Below are 17,742 nucleotides of genomic sequence, written 5' to 3'. Positions count from 1 at the left end.
ATGCAAAAACAATTAGAAACCCAAGCATGGCTCAAACAGAGCCATAGCCACGGTGTTAATTTAGCACTCAAAGAGCTGATGTATTACAAAGCCAAAGCGCAATTGCTTGAACTTGCCCCTAAGGTAAAAATAAAAAATACCTTAACAGGACAATACCTTGCACCGCACAAAGGCCGAGGAATGGAATTTGCCGAAGTGCGACATTATCAGCAAGGTGACGATATTCGCTCTATTGATTGGCGAGTTACTGCGCGTACCGGCGAGACTCACACAAAGCTCTTTCAAGAAGAAAAAGAGCGCCCTGTGTTTGTGTTCACTGATTTTTCAAACTCAATGCTGTTTGGCTCAAAGTTACTGTTAAAGTCGGTGCAAGCTGCGCATATAAGCGCCCTTGTTGCATGGTCGGCGTGTCAGCGCGGCGATAGAATTGGCGGTATTGTGTTTAATCAGCACTCGCATTTAGAGCTAAAACCCAGCGCCCGTGAAAAAGCCGTGCTTAAGCTTTGTCATAATTTATGCGACAACCACCAGCAAGCGCTCAACAATATTGATAAAACAGCCCCTAACAACTTTAGCGATAACCTAAAGCGCCTTAATCATTTAGCAAAACCAGGTAGCTTAGTGTATTTAGTGTCTGATTTTAATGCTCTGGATGATGCCAGCTTTAAGCAACTTGAAATATTAAGCCGCCACTGCGAGCTCATTGGTTGCCACATAAGCGATCCGTTTGAGCATCAGTTACCTGCGTTTAAGCAAGCCGTTACTGTTAATGCAAATGGTCAAGACTTTGCCCTACCATTAATGGATAACAGCTTTAGAGAACGTTTTGCTAAAAATGCTGAGCAAGCATTTAGCGCACGCTTTAATCGCCTAACTAAATCGGGTCTTAATTTAATATCATTCAATGCAGCAACACCGCTTGAGCTGCAATTAGTGAGAAAATAACCATGCAAACCAATCCACTCGATGGCCTGCACGATATAATAGCGCCAAGCCAAGTTAATTGGTGGCCACTCGCCCCTGCTTGGTGGGTTATTATTGCACTGCTGTTTTTAGCACTGTGCGCAGCTATTTATATATTTTATAAAAAACATAAATTTAAAAAGCCTAAACGCTACGCAATACAATTGAGTCAAAGTGAGCAAAACCCTCAGCAACTGCATATTATTTTAAAACGTTTAGTGATTGAATATTACGACAAGCGACTTGCTGCGCAATCTACCTCTAAATGGTGCACAACACTTAATACACTCACCGGTTTAAGCTTTACAGAACAAGAAATACTAAGCTTGTATAACCCCAGCCAAAAAGATACAACACTGTGCGAAAAATTTCGCCAAGGTATTAAGCAATTTAAAATAAAGGAGTCAGTAAATGTTTGAATTTAGCTGGCCATGGTTATTTTTATTACTACCCTTGCCTTTATTACTTTTACTATTAAAACCCGCAGCAAGTAATGCCAGTACGCGTTTACGTATACCCAGTTTTGCAAAGCACAATTTAACCAGCCAATGCATCGAGCCACACGCACGACGTTTAAATCCCCTCGAGTGGGTAATTTGGTTATTACTTGTTACTGCTGCTGCCAATCCAATATGGTTAGATGAGCCAATCTCATTACCAAATGAAGGGCGCGATATAATGTTAGCGGTCGATTTATCGGGCTCGATGACCAAACAAGACATGGCTTACAATGGCCAATATGTTGACCGCCTTACCATGGTAAAAGCCGTACTCAGTGATTTTATAGAACAGCGTCAAGGCGACAGGCTTGGGCTGATATTATTTGGCGACACCGCGTTTTTACAAACCCCCCTCACGCGCGACGTTAAAACTGTAAGTAAAATGCTCAGCGAAGCCCAAATTGGTTTAGTAGGACGCGCAACAGCCATTGGTGATGCATTGGGTCTTTCGGTAAAACGCTTTGCCAATAAAGATGAAAGTAACCGTATTGTGGTGCTATTAACCGACGGACAAAATACCGCTGGTAACCTAAACCCAGAAGATGCCCTACTGCTAGCCCGCGAAGAAGGTATTAAAGTGTACACCATTGGTGTTGGCTCAGATAATCCGCGCGGCTTTAGTCTCTTTAATATGGGTGGCTCAAGTGGCAGTAATTTAGATGAAAGCCTACTTAAAAAGATTGCCGAGCAAACTGGCGGATTATACTTTAGAGCCAAAGATGTAGCTGGCCTTCAACAAATTTACGCAGAGCTTGATAAGCTTGAGCCTATTAGCGCTGATGAACAAACATTTCGCCCACAAAGCTCATTATTTTACTACCCGTTACTTATCGCTATTTTACTTATTAGCTTAAAAGTAATGCTTAGTACACTGCGTGCATTAAAGGAGCCAAACTAATGGATTTTGAATTTATTCGCCCCGCTCTTTTATGGTTACTCATACCTGCTGTGGCATTATTTTTTGTTGCCTTAATTAAGCATAAAATAACGACCAGTGAGCAGCTAATTGCACCTCATTTAGCACAATTTATAATGAGCGAAGCAAATACTAAAGCCAGCCAGCCACTTTGGTTAGTTGCTATGTTTTGCAGCCTTGGCATTTTATTTAGTGCTGGGCCTAGTTTTGAGAAAAAACAAGTTCCTGTATTTCAAAGTAAAAGTGCCCGTGTAATTGTTATGGATATGTCGTACTCAATGTACAGCACCGACATTTTGCCAAATCGTTTAATGCAATCACGCTTTAAAGCGCTTGATATGATTGAGCTATTTAAAGAAGGTGATACCGCGCTTGTAGCTTACGCAGGCACGGCCTATGTAATTTCACCACTAACAAACGATGCCACAACACTCAGTAATTTAATTCCAAGCTTAAGCCCTGAAATAATGCCAGACAAAGGCTCAAACGTTTTAGCGGGTCTTGATATGGCCAAAGAGCTATTAACGCAAGCGGGTTATATTGATGGCGACATTATTTTAGTGACCGACGGTATTGACCAACAAGAACAAAGCGACGTGAGTAGCTTTACCAGTAATACCCAATATAGATTAAATATATATGGTGTAGGTACCGCCCAAGGCGCACCAATTAAGTTACCTGAAGGCGGCTTTTTGAAAGACAGATACGGCCAAATTGTAGTACCTACAATTAATGCCTCTCAGCTTAAAAATTTAGCATCGAGCAGTGGTGGTAAATTTGCTAGTTACCAACCTAGCAATAGCGACATAAATACGTTTGCTCCAAATGCGCAGAGTGAATTATTGAAAGACGAAAAACAAAGCCACGCGCTTTGGCGAATAGATGCAGGTATTTACGGACTCTTGTTATTACTGCCATTTGGTTTGTATTTATTCAGACGCGCTGCCTTGCTAGGCGCATTTTTAGCTTTTGGTTTTTTACCGCAGCAAAATGCGTATGCCGTAGAGCTCCCTACTCTTTTGAAAAATGCAGATCAACGTGCATTAGAGGCTTACAATAATAAAGAATACGATGCAGCAACACAGGCGCAATCGAGTGAGTTAAAAGGCGCTGCGCTTTACCAGCAAGGTAATTTTGATGCTGCACTTAATGAGTTTAGTAATGATAAGTCGGCTACCGGTTTATACAACTACGGTAATGCCCTTGCCAAAGCTGGTAAACTTGAGGACGCAATTGAAGCGTACAAACAAGCCCAAAGCTTACAAGATGACTTTACGCAAGCAGCCGATAACCAAGCCTTAGTTGAGCAATTACTAAATCAACAAGAGCAACAAAACCAACAAGATCAGCAAAGCGACGGCGACGACTCTCAAGACCAAGATGAGAGTCAGAAAAAAGATGAGCAAAACCAAGGGCAAAATTCTGATGAGTCAAAACAGGATCAGCAACAAAATGGTGATAAAAGCGATTCTGAAAAAGGCGAAAACGAAAGTCAAAGTTCAAGCGATGAAAAATCTGATAAAGAATCAGATAAAGAGTCTGAACAATCAAAAGATCAACAAGGTGAGTCTGGCGAGCAATCAGATAAGCAAAATGAACCTGATATGCAAGCCCAGCCACAAAGCGAACAAAGGCAAAATAAAGACGCTGATCAGCCTAAAGAGGATGAGCAGCAACAAAGTAAGCCACAAGCAATAAGTGAGCAACCTGCCACTGATGAGCAAAAACAAAATGCTCAGCAACAAGCGATGCAAGCCCAAGCAAGTGAGCTCACTAATGAAGAAAAAGAAAAAGCACAACAGCTTAATCAACTACTTAGAAAAGTCCCGGACGATCCGGCTATTTTATTACGGAATAAAATGCAATTAGAAGCCCAAAAAAGACAATACAAACGTCGCCCTACAGGAGTCGAAAAATCATGGTAATGCGATTATTTTGCTGTTTATTGCTATTAAGTGCGATGCCTTCGTGGGCTGCCACCAAATTAGAAGCCAGCGTAGATAAAAATCCTGTATTAGCGGGTGAATTTTTTATGCTTAATATATCGGTAGACGATACAGTTAAAGGCGAGCAACCAGACACCTCATCGCTGTTAAAAGACTTTGTTGTAGGCCCAACAAGCTTAAGCTCTCGTACCAACATTATTAATGGCAGCATTAATAAACAAACTACGTGGTCAGTTAAACTAATGACCCGCACAGAGGGTGATTACACGATACCGGCATTTAGCGTTGCAGGGTTAACCTCACAACCTATTAAATTAAAAGTGGCAAAACGCTCAGTTGATGCAGATAAAAATAACGAAATATTTTTAAAAACGTCGCTCTCAAGTAATTCATTATTTGTCCAAGAAGCCGGTGTTTACACTGTTAAGCTCTACCTTGCTAAAGAACTGCTTGATGGCAGCTTAAGCACACCAAGTATGGAAGATGCTCAGCTAACCCAATTAGGTAAACAAACTGAAAGTTATGAGCTAGTTGATGGCAAACGCTACCTTGTTATTACTCGTGAGTATTTGATTCAGCCACAAAAAAGTGGTGCCTACACGATTGCAGGCCCTGCGTTTCAAGGGCGAGTACAGCAAAATTACCGCCAACTGGAGGTATCTGCTCTTGGCGATGATCAGCAAGTAGAAATAAAACCAATCCCGAGTGACTATAAAGGTGCATGGTTACCAAGCGAATTGGTTAACCTTGATGAAGAATGGCAACCTAACGACAACACAGTAGAAGTAGGTACGCCTATAACTCGTACTATTACACTTACCGCGCTTGGAGTTACAAAAGAGCAATTACCTGAAATCTCTATGCCTACTATTGATGGCATACGCAGCTACCCTGATAAAAAAGAAAATAACAATGCAGTGCGAGACGGACGCGTTGTGTCGCAGCAAACGGCATCATATGCCTTACTGCCGCAAAAACCAGGTACTTATACTTTGCCTGAAATAAAGCTGCCTTGGTTTAATACCAAAATGAACCGTATTAGCTTAGCCACATTACCAAAGCGTACTATTACAGTAACGCCAAGTACTACCGCGCCTAATACAGCCATAGCAAACCCACAACCCAGCACAAATAATTCACCTACTCTTGAAAATATTTCGAATCAAGCAACTGGCACACAACCTATTGAAACTAAAAGTGATACTCCTCTTTGGTTAATAGTTGTTGCCGCTTTAGGGTATATTTTATGGATTGGTACTGTAATTTTTTACTTAATAAGCCGTTCTACTAAAAATACGACTGAAAAATTACAGCTAAACACCCGTGGTACTTCTCAGCCAAGCTTAAATGAGCTTAAAGCATTAGCCAAAACACACGATGTGAAAGCCTTTTACACCGCATTAAATAACTTTTCTGTAAAGGTGACCCATAAAAATGTTGGCGCGATTGATGAGCTCTGCATCCGCGTAAACAGCAGCGAGCTTAATGGTCTCATTAGCCAATTGCAGGCACAACTTTATAGTAATAAAGGCGCAAACACGGATCTTAATGCTATTATTAAAATCCTTGAGATCTATCAAACTCAGGCATCAAAGTCGCAACAAGCTGTATTAAAAGACCTTTATGATTAATAACTACGAACCTTAGGTCTTTTTTTGCAATAACTAATAATTTTTAATTAAAAAAGTGCTTATGCTTGGAAAGAAAAAATCAAACAATCAGGTCTTAATCGATATGGCAGAGAAACAAAAGCGTTATGAAGCCTTGGTCCACGTTTACAATAAAGAGCTTTATCGCTTTGCTTATTGGTTATGCCGTGATCCGCACATAGCAGATGATTTAGTACAGGAAACGTTTTTACGCGCATGGCGTTCACTCGACTCTTTACTTGATCAAAAGGCAGCTAAACCTTGGCTGCTTACTATATTACGAAGAGAAAACGCACGCCGATTTGAACGTAAACAGTTTGATTGCAGCGACGTAGAAAACGATACGCTTGTTGATGAAACCAGCCATTCATTAGACGATGAAATGGAACAAACGGTAATTCAACGCCAGATTGCACTGCTATCTGATGAATACCGAGAGCCATTATTACTGCAAGTTGTAATGGGCTGCTCTGGTGAAGAAATTGCAGGCATACTTAATTTAAATAAAAACACGGTAATGACTCGTTTATACCGTGCCAGAAATCAACTTAAAGAGGCTTTAAGCCGTGATGATGAACAACTTAAAGGGGCATCAAAATAATGGATGAACTTGAGTTTCGTCGCCGCACTATTGCGCAGCCAAACGACATTGACAAGGAGCTTATGGAGTTTGCTGACAATAACCCAGAGCGACAAAGTTTTATTAACGATATGAAAGGTTTTGATAAATTCATTCGAGATTCTTTAGATATACCTGTGCCTGAAAATCTTGCAGACCGCATTCTTTTAAACACATCGTTAAAAGAAAAAGCACTCCAAGAAGAACAAGCAACTGGTAAAAACGTGGTTGATGCTCGATCGCGTTTTAAGTTTGATCGTGTACATCTTGCGTTAGCAGCGTCTTTTGTAGTGGCGATTAGTGCCTTCTTTTTTAGTACAGAGCAAAATATTGCACACGAAGCAGGTGAGCATGCGCTTGCCCATGTGTACTACGAAATTAATGCGCTTGATAAAAAAGAGCCCATTAGCCTACAAAGCGTTAACGACAAGCTTGCAGTATTAGGTGGTCACCTTGATGAGCTTCCTGGCGCTGTAACTTATGCCATGTTTTGTGATTTTAAAGGCGAAAAAGGACTGCATTTAATATTTGAGTCTGATTTTGGTCCAATGACGGTATTTATAGTGCCTTCTGAAAATAAATCATTTGGTTTTGGAGATGACAGCTTCCGCGATGAGCGCTTTGAAGGTCACATTAATCGTGGCTCACAAGCTGATACTATTTTAGTAGCAAGTCTTGGAGCACCTCTAGATACTTATAACGAACGCGTTACTGGCGCTATTCGTTGGCTTTAAAATAGACAAATTTACCGCTTAGTTTCTACTGAGCGGTTTTTTTATTAAATACCCTCTAATAAACCCTCCCTTTATACCCAAAACCTCTGATTTTTAAAGTAATTAATTAAATTTCTAAAGAAAGTAAATTATAATCGCGGCTCGATTTTAATTAGGGTATTTCATGAAGAACATCATCGTTATTTTTTCATTATTGGCATTATTATGTACTGCCAGTTTTGATGCACACGCACGTAAAAAGTTTGGCAGTAGTAAACGCGGACAGACACCTGCAACACAACAAACAGCGCAAAAACAGCAAACAGATACAACAACACCTAAAGCCACATCAAATAAAAAAGGCATTATGGCAAGCGTTTTTGGAGGGCTTTTAGCGGGTGGCTTAATTGCAGCAATGTTAGGCGACGATTTTGAAGGTTTTCAGCTATTAGAAATTATTTTATTAGCTGGCGGACTCTTTATTTTATTTAAGCTAGTAACGGGCTTTTTACGTGCTAATCGTGCCCCACAACTTGCCAGTGCAAGTACAAGTGCTCAGCAAAATGCTTTTAAACAAGCACCTATCGAGCAACCAACAAGTACAGGCTTTGCAAGCAGCGCCCCACAAGGTGAAAGTGTGCCTTTTAATTTACCACCTAACTTTGACGTTAATGGCTTTTTGCAAGGTGCCCGTAGTCATTACCATACGCTACAAACTGCATGGAACAATGCCGATTACTCCACAATGGCTGAATACTTAAGCCCTGCACTTGTTGCCGAGTTTAAAGCTGAACGTGAAGCTATACAAAGCGTAGAAACAGAAGTGATGTTTATTGATGCCGAACTTGTGCGCGCAGATACAAACACGCAATCGTGGCAAGTTAGTGTTCGCTTTAAAGGTAAGTACCGTGATTTAGGCGATAAAAAAGAAGAGCCTATTTTAGAAATTTGGCACTTAGAGCGTCTAATTTCAGACGACGCTCCATGGCTAATAGTGGGTGTTGAAGATTTAATTGATACTCAATAATTTTATATTGTTTAAAACACCGCGCTCTTAACGCGGTGTTTTTTATTTAAAAAACAATTGATTTACCACGTCCTGATGCTTCAGAAGCGGCATCTAATTGGCCCTCTTTATTAATAATAACGTGTAAGTCACCAAAGTGGTTCTCATCTATGGTGTAACCCATTTTTGTAAGCTCTGCTTTTACGCTATCGGTTAAACCTATGTGTGTTCTAATTATATTTTTAGGCCACAGTTGATGATGAAAACGAGGGCTATTTACAACCTGCTCTGCAGTCATATCAAACTCTACCGCATTTAAAATAGATTCGTACACAGAGCTAATAATTGTTGTGCCACCTGGCGAGCCTGTCACCATTTTAACGGTGTTGTCTTTAAGGAGTATTGTAGGCGTCATAGAGCTAAGCATACGCTTGTGCGGCTGTATTTCGTTAGCTTTGCCGCCTATTGCACCAAACACATTCATAACGCCTGGTTTGGCACTAAAATCGTCCATTTCATCATTTAAAATAAACCCTGCACCTTCAACAACTACACCGCTACCAAACCCTAAGTTTATTGTGGTGGTATTTGCGACAGCGTTACCCATTTTATCAACGATTGAAAAGTGTGTAGTTTGCTCACTTTCTTTAAGGCCCGGTTTAATATTTTCGGTAGTCGAGATAGCGGTTAACGAAATGCCATTACTGCGCTCTTTGAGGTAGTTAATATTAGTTAATGCGTTGACTGGTACATCAAAAAAATCAGGATCGCCTAAATACTCCGCCCTATCTGCAAATACACGTTTACCTATTTCAGAAAGTAAGTGTACATACTGAGTAGAGTTATGCGCTAAGCCCGCATCTGGTTTTTGTAGCTCATACATTTTAAGCCACTGTAAAATAGCAATACCACCTGAGCTCGGCGGTGGAGAAGTAAGTACTTCATAACCATTCCAACTCGCTTTAATAGGTGTACGTGATTTAGCGGTGTAACCTTTTAAATCATCTTGATTAATTATACCGCCATGTTGGTGCATAAATTTAGCAATAATATTTGCAGTTTCGCCTTTATAAAACCCATCTTGGCCGTTATCACGGATACGCTTTAGCGTTGCCGCTAACTCGGGTTGCTTAAATACTTTATTAGCTTTTACATCAGCAAAGTATTTTTCGAAGTTTACATTTATTTTTTGCTCTTTTAGGTGGGCTATATAATTGCTCACACCTTTTGCTAACTTAGGCGGAACTACAAACCCTTGCTCAGCCAACGTTACCGCTGGTTGTACTAATTCTTCCCACTTTAAAGTGCCATGTTTTTGATGGGCAAGCCACATGCCCGCTACGCTGCCAGGTACACCGCTTGCGTGAATACCATATATTGATTTGTTTGCAATAACATTACCTTGCTCATCTAAATACATATCACGATGAGCCGCTGTTGGCGCTGTTTCGCGATAATCTATAAAATCGCCCTTGCCATCTTTTTGAATAAGCATAAATCCCCCGCCGCCAATATTGCCGGCTTCAGGAAGCGTTACTGCAAGTACAAATTGTGCCGTAATAGCCGCATCAACAGCATTACCGCCTTGCTCTAATATACTTTTAGCAGCATCGGCACTGAACGAGTCAGGCATTGCTACCGCGCTTTGCGATAAAGGCTGCGCTAAAACACTAAAAGCAGCGAACTGTAAAACCAGCACACTTTTGACAATTAATTTACTTGGTGCAAAAAACAATCCCATACAACATCCTTAATTTATTATTTTTTAGTTACGCATTCTTATTAATGCACGTCACTTAAGGACAGGTCAATCTTTATACTGTTGATATTTAATCATCTTTAAACATTTTTTGAATAAAGCACCGCAGGTAAGTCGCCTTGCTCGTCTGTATGTGTATAATTTTTCATAAATTGCAGACCTAGCTTTTTCATTATATTTATAGAGGCCGTATTATCTTTTAGTGCCGTTGCACTTATCGCCTTAATGTCATCTTGCTTTATAAGTTCATCACATAATGCTAAAGCCGCCTCGGTTGCATAACCATGCCCCCAACTTGCTTGCTTAAAGCGCCAGCCTATTTCAATATCACTGTAGTTTGGTGCATCAGTAAAAAAGCACATAGGCCTTATTAATATCCAACCTATAAATGTATTGGTTTGCTTTATAGTGATACTCCACAGCCCCCAGCCTTTAAGCTCATTTCGATATGCGAGCATACGAGGCACTCCCTCATTTTTGATTTGCTCTAAAGAGGTAGGTTCACCTCGTGTTAAATACTGCATTACAGCTGGGTCTTGATCGAGTTCAAATAGTTGAGGCCAATCATGCTCATTCATTAATTTAAAATTTAATCGTTTTGTTACGGGGGCGTTCATTTTCATTGTTGTATAGTCTGCCTCGAATTAATTATCAGTCTCTAAAGGAGATAGCACATGAATAAATTAGCAGGTTTAGCTTTATTAGGCACTTTAATTACATTAACTGGTTGTGAAGATGCCAACGAAGTAAAAGAAGATGCAAAAGATAAAAGCGCACAAATGCAAGAAAAGCTTGGTGATGCATGGAACGACGTTAAAGAGACAACTAACGATCTTAAAAATGACGAGTCTTTAAACGAGCTATTAGAGCAAAGTAAAGCAATGGGCTTAGACATGTACGACGACGGCAAAGAGATTGCGGTTGACGCATGGATTAAAAGCAAAGAAGCTGCTGGCGAGTTAACTGAAAAAACTAAGCAAAAAGCGCAAGAAATTGCTGACGAAATTGAGCAAGCGCGTCAAGAACATAACGAAGGTTAATTAAACTTTCGATAATAAAAAAGGAAAGCCTAGGCTTTCCTTTTTTGTTTTGGGCTATTTAATCCAGATATGCGTTTGCATATAGGACTTATAAGCTCAAATTAATCTTTGTACTTACTCATAACTAAAGTCGCGTTTGTGCCACCAAAGCCAAAGCTATTAGACATTACAGTATTTAACTCAACGTCACGACGCTCAGTAATAATATCTAAACCTGCTGCTTGCTCATCTAACTCATCAATATTAATTGAAGGTGCTACAAAGCTGTGCTCTAGCATTAATAATGAGAAAATAGCTTCGTGAACACCTGCAGCACCTAATGCATGACCTGTCATTGCTTTAGTTGCACTGATCATTGGTGATTTACCACCAAACACTTCTTGTATCGCACCTAACTCTTTAACATCGCCTACAGGCGTTGATGTGCCGTGCGTATTTAGGTAATCAATACTATCTACATCTTGCATAGCTTGGCGCATACAACGTGCTGCACCTTCGCCCGATGGAGCAACCATGTCGTAGCCATCTGATGTTGCACCGTAGCCAACAATTTCAGCGTAAATGTGCGCGCCACGTGCAAGTGCATGTTCAAGTTCTTCAACGACAACAATACCGCCACCACCAGAAATAACAAAACCATCGCGATTAGCATCGTATGTACGAGATGCTTTTTCAGGTGTTTCATTGTATTTAGTAGAAAGTGCGCCCATAGCGTCAAATTCCATTGCTAATGTCCAGTGTAGCTCTTCACCGCCACCAGCAAAAATTACATCTTGCTTACCAAGTTGGATTTGCTCTACAGCGTGGCCAATACAGTGCGCAGATGTTGCACAAGCAGAGCTAATTGAATAGTTAACACCTTTAATTTTAAATGGTGTTGCTAAACATGCTGATGTAGTGCTTGCCATAGTACGTGGCACCATATAAGGCCCTACGCGTTTTACGCCTTTTTCACGTAAAATGTCAGCAGCTTCTACTTGCCATTTAGACGAACCACCACCTGAGCCAACTAATAAACCAGTACGTTCGTTAGACACTTGATCGTCAGATAAGCCTGCATCTTCAATTGCTTGCTGCATTGAAATATAAGAGTAAGCAGCAGCATCTCCCATAAAGCGCATTGCTTTACGGTCAACGTGTGCTTTAACGTCAATATCAATTTTACCCGATACGTTACTACGTAACTTATAATCGGCAAATTCTTGATTAAAAGCGATGCCGCTTTTACCCGTTTTTAACGATTCTAATACTTCTTCTTTGTTGTTACCTATACTTGATACAACACCGATACCTGTAATTACAGCTCTTCTCATGGGTAATTCCCTTAGCTTAATACTTAATTGCATTCTATTTTACGCGAATTTAATCACCTAAGTGGTCAGCTTTCTAGCGTACACTTGTACTCTGAACTGCTAGCTTATAAATAACGCCAGACTATTTCAAAGAAAACCCGTAAAATAATTAAAAAATATATCTATAAAATTAAAAAATTATGATCAAAAATGCACATATACACTTTAATAACTTAGGTACACCTTTCGCTAATGACTTCGGTGATATTTATTTTTCTAATGACGATGGCTTAGCTGAATCGCATTATGTGTATTATGAGCAAAATAATATAGATGCACGATTACAAAATCATGACCAGCCACATTTTGTTATTGCCGAAACCGGCTTTGGTACAGGTTTAAACTTTTTAAATACATGGCAACGCTTTACTGACCACGTTGCACGTCAACAAGTTCAAAATCAATTAGATAATGGTGTTAAACGCTTACACTTTATTTCATTTGAAAAATATCCACTGCACATAGATGATTTAAACAAAGCGCTACTGGCATGGCCTTCATTAAGCGACTTTAGTAACAAATTATCTAAACAATACCCGATTAATTTAGAAGGATGCCACAGACTCGAGTTTGACAATGGACTTGTTGTTCTCGATTTATACTTTGGTGATGCACTTGAATCAATACAAGCAATGAGCTATCCGCAATCAGGAATTGTTGATGCTTGGTATTTAGATGGTTTTGCACCAAGTAAAAACCCCGAAATGTGGCAGCAAAGTTTATTTAATTCTATGGTCAATATATCAAGGACAGGCGCCACCTTATCAACATTTACTTCAGCAGGTTTTGTTCGCCGTGGATTAATTGATGCAGGCTTTAATACTAAAAAAGCCAAAGGCTTTGGCCAAAAAAGAGATATGCTTGTTGGCCAACTAGAGTGCGTAGATGATGCTCAATCAGCTCCTGCATATTTTCATCAAGATAGCAGCGCTTTAAAAAATGTAGCGGTCATTGGCGGCGGTATAGCCAGTAGCTGCATTTTATATAGTTTGGCTAAACGAGGTATAGCAAGCCAATTACTCTGCCAAGATGAAAAACCAGCTATGGGGGCATCGCACAATGTACAAGGTGCTATTTACCCTCACCTACAAGCAAAAAACTCGCCGCACAGCGAATTGTTTGCACATAGCTTTTTATACGCCAAACGCCTGTATAACAACTTACTTAGCAGTGGTTTTAATTTTGATTACGATTGGTGCGGCGTATTACAACACGCAGTAAAAAAGCCTCTAGCTGATAAGCACGAAAACCTAGCACAAAAACAACTGTGGCCAACCCAGCTAATGCGTAACGTAACCGCAGAGCAAGGCGACGAAATAGCAGGCGTAAAAACAGGTTATTCGGGCATGTTTTTTGAACAAGGCGGCTGGGTTAACCCGCCACAATTAGTAAACGCCATGTTAAGCGCTGCAAATAGCATAAGCCCATTTAAAAGCGTATTTAACTGCAATATAAAGCAGCTTAAAAAAACTGATAGCGGTTGGTTTTTATTAACGAATGATGAGCAGCTAGGCCCTTTTAGCGATGTAATTATTTGTGCAGGCGAGCACAGTGATGCATTTGAGCAAACAAAAGCGCTACCTATAGTAGGCGTGCGCGGTCAGGTTTCACATATTGAGGCAAGTGAGCAATCACGCAAACTTAAAACAGTGCTATGCCATAAAGGGTATTTTACCCCGGCTTATTTAGATCATCACTGCATGGGTGCCACATTTGAAAAAAACACTAAAAGCCGTCAAGTTACAGCGCTCGACAACCAATTAAACCAAGAGCAACTACTTAGCTTTTATCAGCAAAGTGAATTTGCCTCTACCCTTGGCAATATAACCTCGGCAAAAGCAGCTGTTCGCTGCACATTTATAGATCACCTACCAATGGCTGGGCAATGGTGTGAACAAAGTGATTACACTATGGCTTTTGCTAACCTACGTTTAGGTAAACGCTATCAATATGAGAAACTTAATAAGCCACAACAAGGCCTACATATATTTACCGGCTTTGGCGCCCGCGCTTTATGTAGCGCACCGCTAAGTGCAGAACATCTCGTAAGTTGTTTAAATAACGAGCCTCGCCCATTAAGCGAACGTGTGAGCCAAGCTATTCACCCTGCTCGGTTTCTAGTGCGAGACTTAATTCGTAATAAAATTTAAATGAGGTATGCACATTAAAACAATAGGTCTAATGTGCATATAAATTAAAAACATAAATTATTTCGAACTAGACAACCTTTCAACTAATTCAACACGGCGATTTAGTTCACGACCTAAATCATTTTTATTAGTTGCAACGGGTGAGTAAGGACCTGCGCCTTGAGCTAATAACCTTGCTTTAGCTACCCCATAATCAGCAATTAATGCGTTAACAACCGCATCAGCACGGCGCTTTGAAAGGTTTAAATTATAATCAGGCGAGCCTTTATCATCAGTATGTCCAACAACATATAAACTCAACTTTTTATTTTTTTCCATTACTTGAGCAATAACATCTAACGCCTCTTTAGATTCAGCTTTAATAGTGGCTTTATCATAATCAAATAAAATACCGTAAATAGACGCCTTTCCTTTTTGCTCTAACTGCTCAAGAACTTTATCACTATTCGTTTCTATTAAGCCTGTCACTAAGGGCTCTGTACGAGCAACAACAAGCTGAATACGAGAATCGCCATTATAGTTACCTATAAAAAAGGCAACGTAGGTAGTTTGCTCATTTAGAGTGTTTTTCATAACTTGATATCTAGGTCCGCGAAAGTAATTACTAACAGATTTAATTGCCAGCTTATCGCCTAATGCTTGAATCTCTTTTCTTTTTGTACCGCATTTATCTTTTTGACAAGAAAATACGGTTTCAAAACCTTCTTTGGTTAAAGCACTCACATAGTTATGATAAATTTTTAGCGTCGATACTTTATTCGCAATATAAGTAATTCGCGTTAAATCACCTGTAACATCAAGTATAGGAAAAGCATTCGCTTTTTTATCAAATTTTCCAGTTGGAATGCTAAACTCTTCATAGTCAACATTTTGATAATCCTCAATATAGCTACCGGGATAACGACTTAATAAAGGATGATCTGCAGAACCTTTAAGATCTTCATGTGTAGATTTTTTTATTTTATCACTAACTTTTTTCTTGAATGCTTCAAAATCAGCTTTTATTAGCCCAGTTTCAATTTCTTTAATATTAACTGTCGTCAAAAGCGCTTGTGTCGTATTTTTATATTGTCCAACAAATAACGAAATGGCAGCCTCAGGAACCTCTCCTTTTGTTGCGTAAATATAATGTGGCTGTCCGTAATAACTAGACACGTTGAAATAGCTCGACTCTTCGGCTAGCAATTTATCCTCTCGCTTTTCATAACAATCGTTTAAAGAACATGTATACAAAACTTTAAATCCAGCGTCACTTAAAGCGTTTTTGTAGTTTTCCATTACCTTTAAAGAAGCAACATTCTTTATTTGATAAGAAAAATGACTTACATCTCCAACAAATGTCTTATATTCACATTGCTGAGATTTTTTTAGCGCAGGGTTAAAGGCTGATACAAGTTGTGTTTCTTCACCCGATAAAGTGACTTTTCTCTCTAATTTCGCATCGGGGTAAGCCGTTAATAATGGCTTTGCTTGCAGGTTAAATATGCAGCACAGGTAGGTAGTACAAATTAAAAGTACTTTGATAATATTATTTTTCATAAAAATTCCTTTTAAAGTATTAGTTTACATTAGCACTATGCCTAATGAGCAAACTTAATTCAACGATCCTTATTTGCGTAACTTTTTCAAACTTCAACGTGTAACTGGAGTGCAGCCATATTAAGAGTTGTATAATGCGTCGGTTAATAAGTTGTTTAAATAATGAACCCCGCCCATTAAGCGAACGTGTAAGCCAAGCTATTCACCCTGCTCGGTTTATAGTACGAGATTTAATTCGTAATAAAATTTAAATGACAAAGGTGCTTATTGAGGTAAAATGAGTACCAATAAATGGAATTTATTATTTAAAGGACTTTAATGAAAACTTTAGCATTTTTAATAATACTGCTATGCACTCTATCGTTTAATGTACTTAGCCAAAACGTCACTGAAATCCCACTTCCTGAAGAGTTTGTTACAACAATGGATGTAGCAGGTGAATACCCAATGGTTCGCACTGGTTATTTAACAGATTCAATTTCTGATATCGCTCGCTTTTATCAGCAAAAATTAGGTGAGCCGTTAAAAACAAACGGCAATAATACATATCGCACTTTGTTTTATAATTACCAAGAACATAAAGTTCGTATTAGTCTATATCGCCGTAGTTATGTGACCGAAGTAAGTATAATGGTTGAATAAAAAGTTCTAAAAAACACGCCAAAAGTAGCTAATTTTAATGCTCAGTTAAGTATTTAATTTTAATTAAAGTATTTTTTGAAATTAGCTCATTTAAACTCTTTTTTACCCTTTAAAAATTATCCCCTACCCCAAGGTATATTTGTAAGCACATTACTTTTACTATTTATTGGAAGGAGTTAATTATGAGTAAGACCCTAATTATTGGCGCAAGCGGACAAATAGGTAAAATGGCAACTGAGCTACTTTTAAAAAATGAGCAAAATGTTGTGGCATTAGTGCGTGACAAAAATAAGCTAAGTGATTTAAACAGCTCTTTTTTAACTATTGTTGAGCAAGATCTTGAAGGCGATTTTGGCGAAGCAATAAAAGGCTGTGACCAAGTGATTTTTGCTGCAGGTTCTGGCGGAAATACGGGCGATGATAAAACTGTACTTATTGATTTATGGGCTGCAACTAAAGCAGCTACCTTTGCTAAAGAACATGGCGTTAAACACTTTATTATGGTCAGCTCAATCGGTGCAGACGACCCAGATTCGATTCAAGGTGATTTAAAACCTTACTTAGTTGCTAAGCACATGGCTGACGAGCACTTAATCAATAGTGGTTTAAATTACACCATTGTTCGCCCTGGTACATTGACTGATGATAGCGCTTCAATGCAAGTAACGACGCAGCGCCCAAGTGATCGTTCTGAGGCTAAAATTAGCCGTGAAAACGTAGCCAATGCATTATTACATATTGCGACTAACTCATTTATTAGTAACCGCATTTTTGAGTTATTTGATGGCGACAAACCAATTAAAGCCGCTGTTAAATAAGCTTTAATACCAATTTATTTAAACGTATAAACAATTATTTCAGATTAGTATAGTTCATCGATAAGGCAAAAAATTACAGTGTAGTCGCTCTGCATCGGTAGTTTTTAGGCAATGAGTTATTTAATTCGCT

At 39.3% G+C, this 17,742-nt stretch carries 16 protein-coding genes; 12 read left to right on the top strand and 4 right to left on the bottom strand.

Features of this window, described 5'->3' with window-relative positions; genetic code table 11:
• The 8 genes from GQR53_RS08825 (at position 1) to GQR53_RS08790 (ending at position 8,333) form a co-directional block, all read left to right on the top strand.
• Positions 1-945: a DUF58 domain-containing protein gene (locus GQR53_RS08825; protein ID WP_007377763.1), complete on the top strand. Its 945-nt coding sequence runs from the start codon at positions 1-3 to the stop codon at positions 943-945.
• A 2-nt stretch (positions 946-947) separates the two neighbouring features.
• Positions 948-1,382 (top strand): DUF4381 domain-containing protein, encoded by a 435-nt coding sequence (locus GQR53_RS08820; protein ID WP_004335624.1) that lies wholly within the window; start codon positions 948-950, stop codon positions 1,380-1,382.
• A complete protein-coding gene (locus tag GQR53_RS08815; protein WP_165743660.1) occupies positions 1,375-2,361 on the top strand; it encodes a VWA domain-containing protein in 987 nt (328 codons plus the stop codon). Before GQR53_RS08820 ends, GQR53_RS08815 begins: the two co-directional genes overlap by 8 nt.
• Positions 2,361-4,304: a VWA domain-containing protein gene (locus GQR53_RS08810; RefSeq protein ID WP_165743658.1), complete on the top strand. Its 1,944-nt coding sequence runs from the start codon at positions 2,361-2,363 to the stop codon at positions 4,302-4,304. The genes GQR53_RS08815 and GQR53_RS08810 overlap by 1 nt, the downstream gene beginning before the upstream one ends.
• Positions 4,298-5,956 carry a BatD family protein gene (locus GQR53_RS08805; protein WP_165743656.1) on the top strand — a complete coding sequence of 553 codons (1,659 nt, stop codon included), beginning with the start codon at positions 4,298-4,300 and terminating at the stop codon, positions 5,954-5,956. The genes GQR53_RS08810 and GQR53_RS08805 overlap by 7 nt, the downstream gene beginning before the upstream one ends.
• Positions 5,957-6,017: 61 nt before the next feature.
• Entirely contained in the window at positions 6,018-6,575 is a 558-nt protein-coding gene (locus tag GQR53_RS08800; protein WP_033011540.1) for a sigma-70 family RNA polymerase sigma factor, read from the top strand.
• On the top strand, positions 6,575-7,327 hold the full coding sequence (locus GQR53_RS08795; RefSeq protein WP_165743654.1) for a DUF3379 family protein: 753 nt from the start codon (positions 6,575-6,577) through the stop codon (positions 7,325-7,327). Before GQR53_RS08800 ends, GQR53_RS08795 begins: the two co-directional genes overlap by 1 nt.
• 163 nt (positions 7,328-7,490) lie before the next feature.
• Positions 7,491-8,333 carry a Tim44-like domain-containing protein gene (locus tag GQR53_RS08790; RefSeq protein ID WP_165743652.1) on the top strand — a complete coding sequence of 281 codons (843 nt, stop codon included), beginning with the start codon at positions 7,491-7,493 and terminating at the stop codon, positions 8,331-8,333.
• Between the two features lie 46 nt (positions 8,334-8,379).
• On the opposite strand, the gene ggt is transcribed toward GQR53_RS08790, so the two are convergent.
• Positions 8,380-10,053, bottom strand: a complete 1,674-nt coding sequence (gene ggt, locus GQR53_RS08785; RefSeq protein ID WP_004335612.1) for a gamma-glutamyltransferase — start codon at positions 10,051-10,053, stop codon at positions 8,380-8,382.
• 98 nt (positions 10,054-10,151) lie between these two features.
• On the bottom strand, positions 10,152-10,694 hold the full coding sequence (locus GQR53_RS08780) for a GNAT family N-acetyltransferase (RefSeq protein ID WP_165743650.1): 543 nt from the start codon (positions 10,692-10,694) through the stop codon (positions 10,152-10,154).
• A gap of 51 nt (positions 10,695-10,745) precedes the next feature.
• On the opposite strand from GQR53_RS08780, the gene GQR53_RS08775 reads away from it, so the two are divergent.
• Positions 10,746-11,111: a hypothetical protein gene (locus tag GQR53_RS08775; protein WP_024596750.1), complete on the top strand. Its 366-nt coding sequence runs from the start codon at positions 10,746-10,748 to the stop codon at positions 11,109-11,111.
• A gap of 101 nt (positions 11,112-11,212) precedes the next feature.
• Here GQR53_RS08775 and fabB read toward each other — a convergent pair whose 3' ends face one another.
• Positions 11,213-12,424: a beta-ketoacyl-ACP synthase I gene (fabB, locus tag GQR53_RS08770; protein ID WP_165743648.1), complete on the bottom strand. Its 1,212-nt coding sequence runs from the start codon at positions 12,422-12,424 to the stop codon at positions 11,213-11,215.
• A 179-nt stretch (positions 12,425-12,603) separates the two neighbouring features.
• On the opposite strand from fabB, the gene mnmC reads away from it, so the two are divergent.
• On the top strand, positions 12,604-14,613 hold the full coding sequence (mnmC, locus tag GQR53_RS08765; RefSeq protein WP_165743646.1) for a bifunctional tRNA (5-methylaminomethyl-2-thiouridine)(34)-methyltransferase MnmD/FAD-dependent 5-carboxymethylaminomethyl-2-thiouridine(34) oxidoreductase MnmC: 2,010 nt from the start codon (positions 12,604-12,606) through the stop codon (positions 14,611-14,613).
• 57 nt (positions 14,614-14,670) lie between these two features.
• Here mnmC and GQR53_RS08760 read toward each other — a convergent pair whose 3' ends face one another.
• Positions 14,671-16,152, bottom strand: a complete 1,482-nt coding sequence (locus GQR53_RS08760; protein WP_165743644.1) for an OmpA family protein — start codon at positions 16,150-16,152, stop codon at positions 14,671-14,673.
• 318 nt (positions 16,153-16,470) lie between these two features.
• Between GQR53_RS08760 and GQR53_RS08755 the strand changes: the two genes are divergently transcribed.
• Together GQR53_RS08755 and GQR53_RS08750 are read left to right on the top strand one after the other, a co-directional pair.
• On the top strand, positions 16,471-16,794 hold the full coding sequence (locus GQR53_RS08755; protein WP_004335602.1) for a hypothetical protein: 324 nt from the start codon (positions 16,471-16,473) through the stop codon (positions 16,792-16,794).
• A 182-nt stretch (positions 16,795-16,976) separates the two neighbouring features.
• Positions 16,977-17,612: an NAD(P)-binding oxidoreductase gene (locus GQR53_RS08750; protein WP_165743642.1), complete on the top strand. Its 636-nt coding sequence runs from the start codon at positions 16,977-16,979 to the stop codon at positions 17,610-17,612.
• Positions 17,613-17,742: the final 130 nt, after the last annotated feature.

Origin of the sequence: Pseudoalteromonas sp. Z9A6 (assembly GCF_011378805.1) — a bacterium.
Lineage (GTDB): Bacteria > Pseudomonadota > Gammaproteobacteria > Enterobacterales > Alteromonadaceae > Pseudoalteromonas > Pseudoalteromonas distincta.
This window is presented reverse-complemented; position numbering and strand designations above follow the sequence as displayed.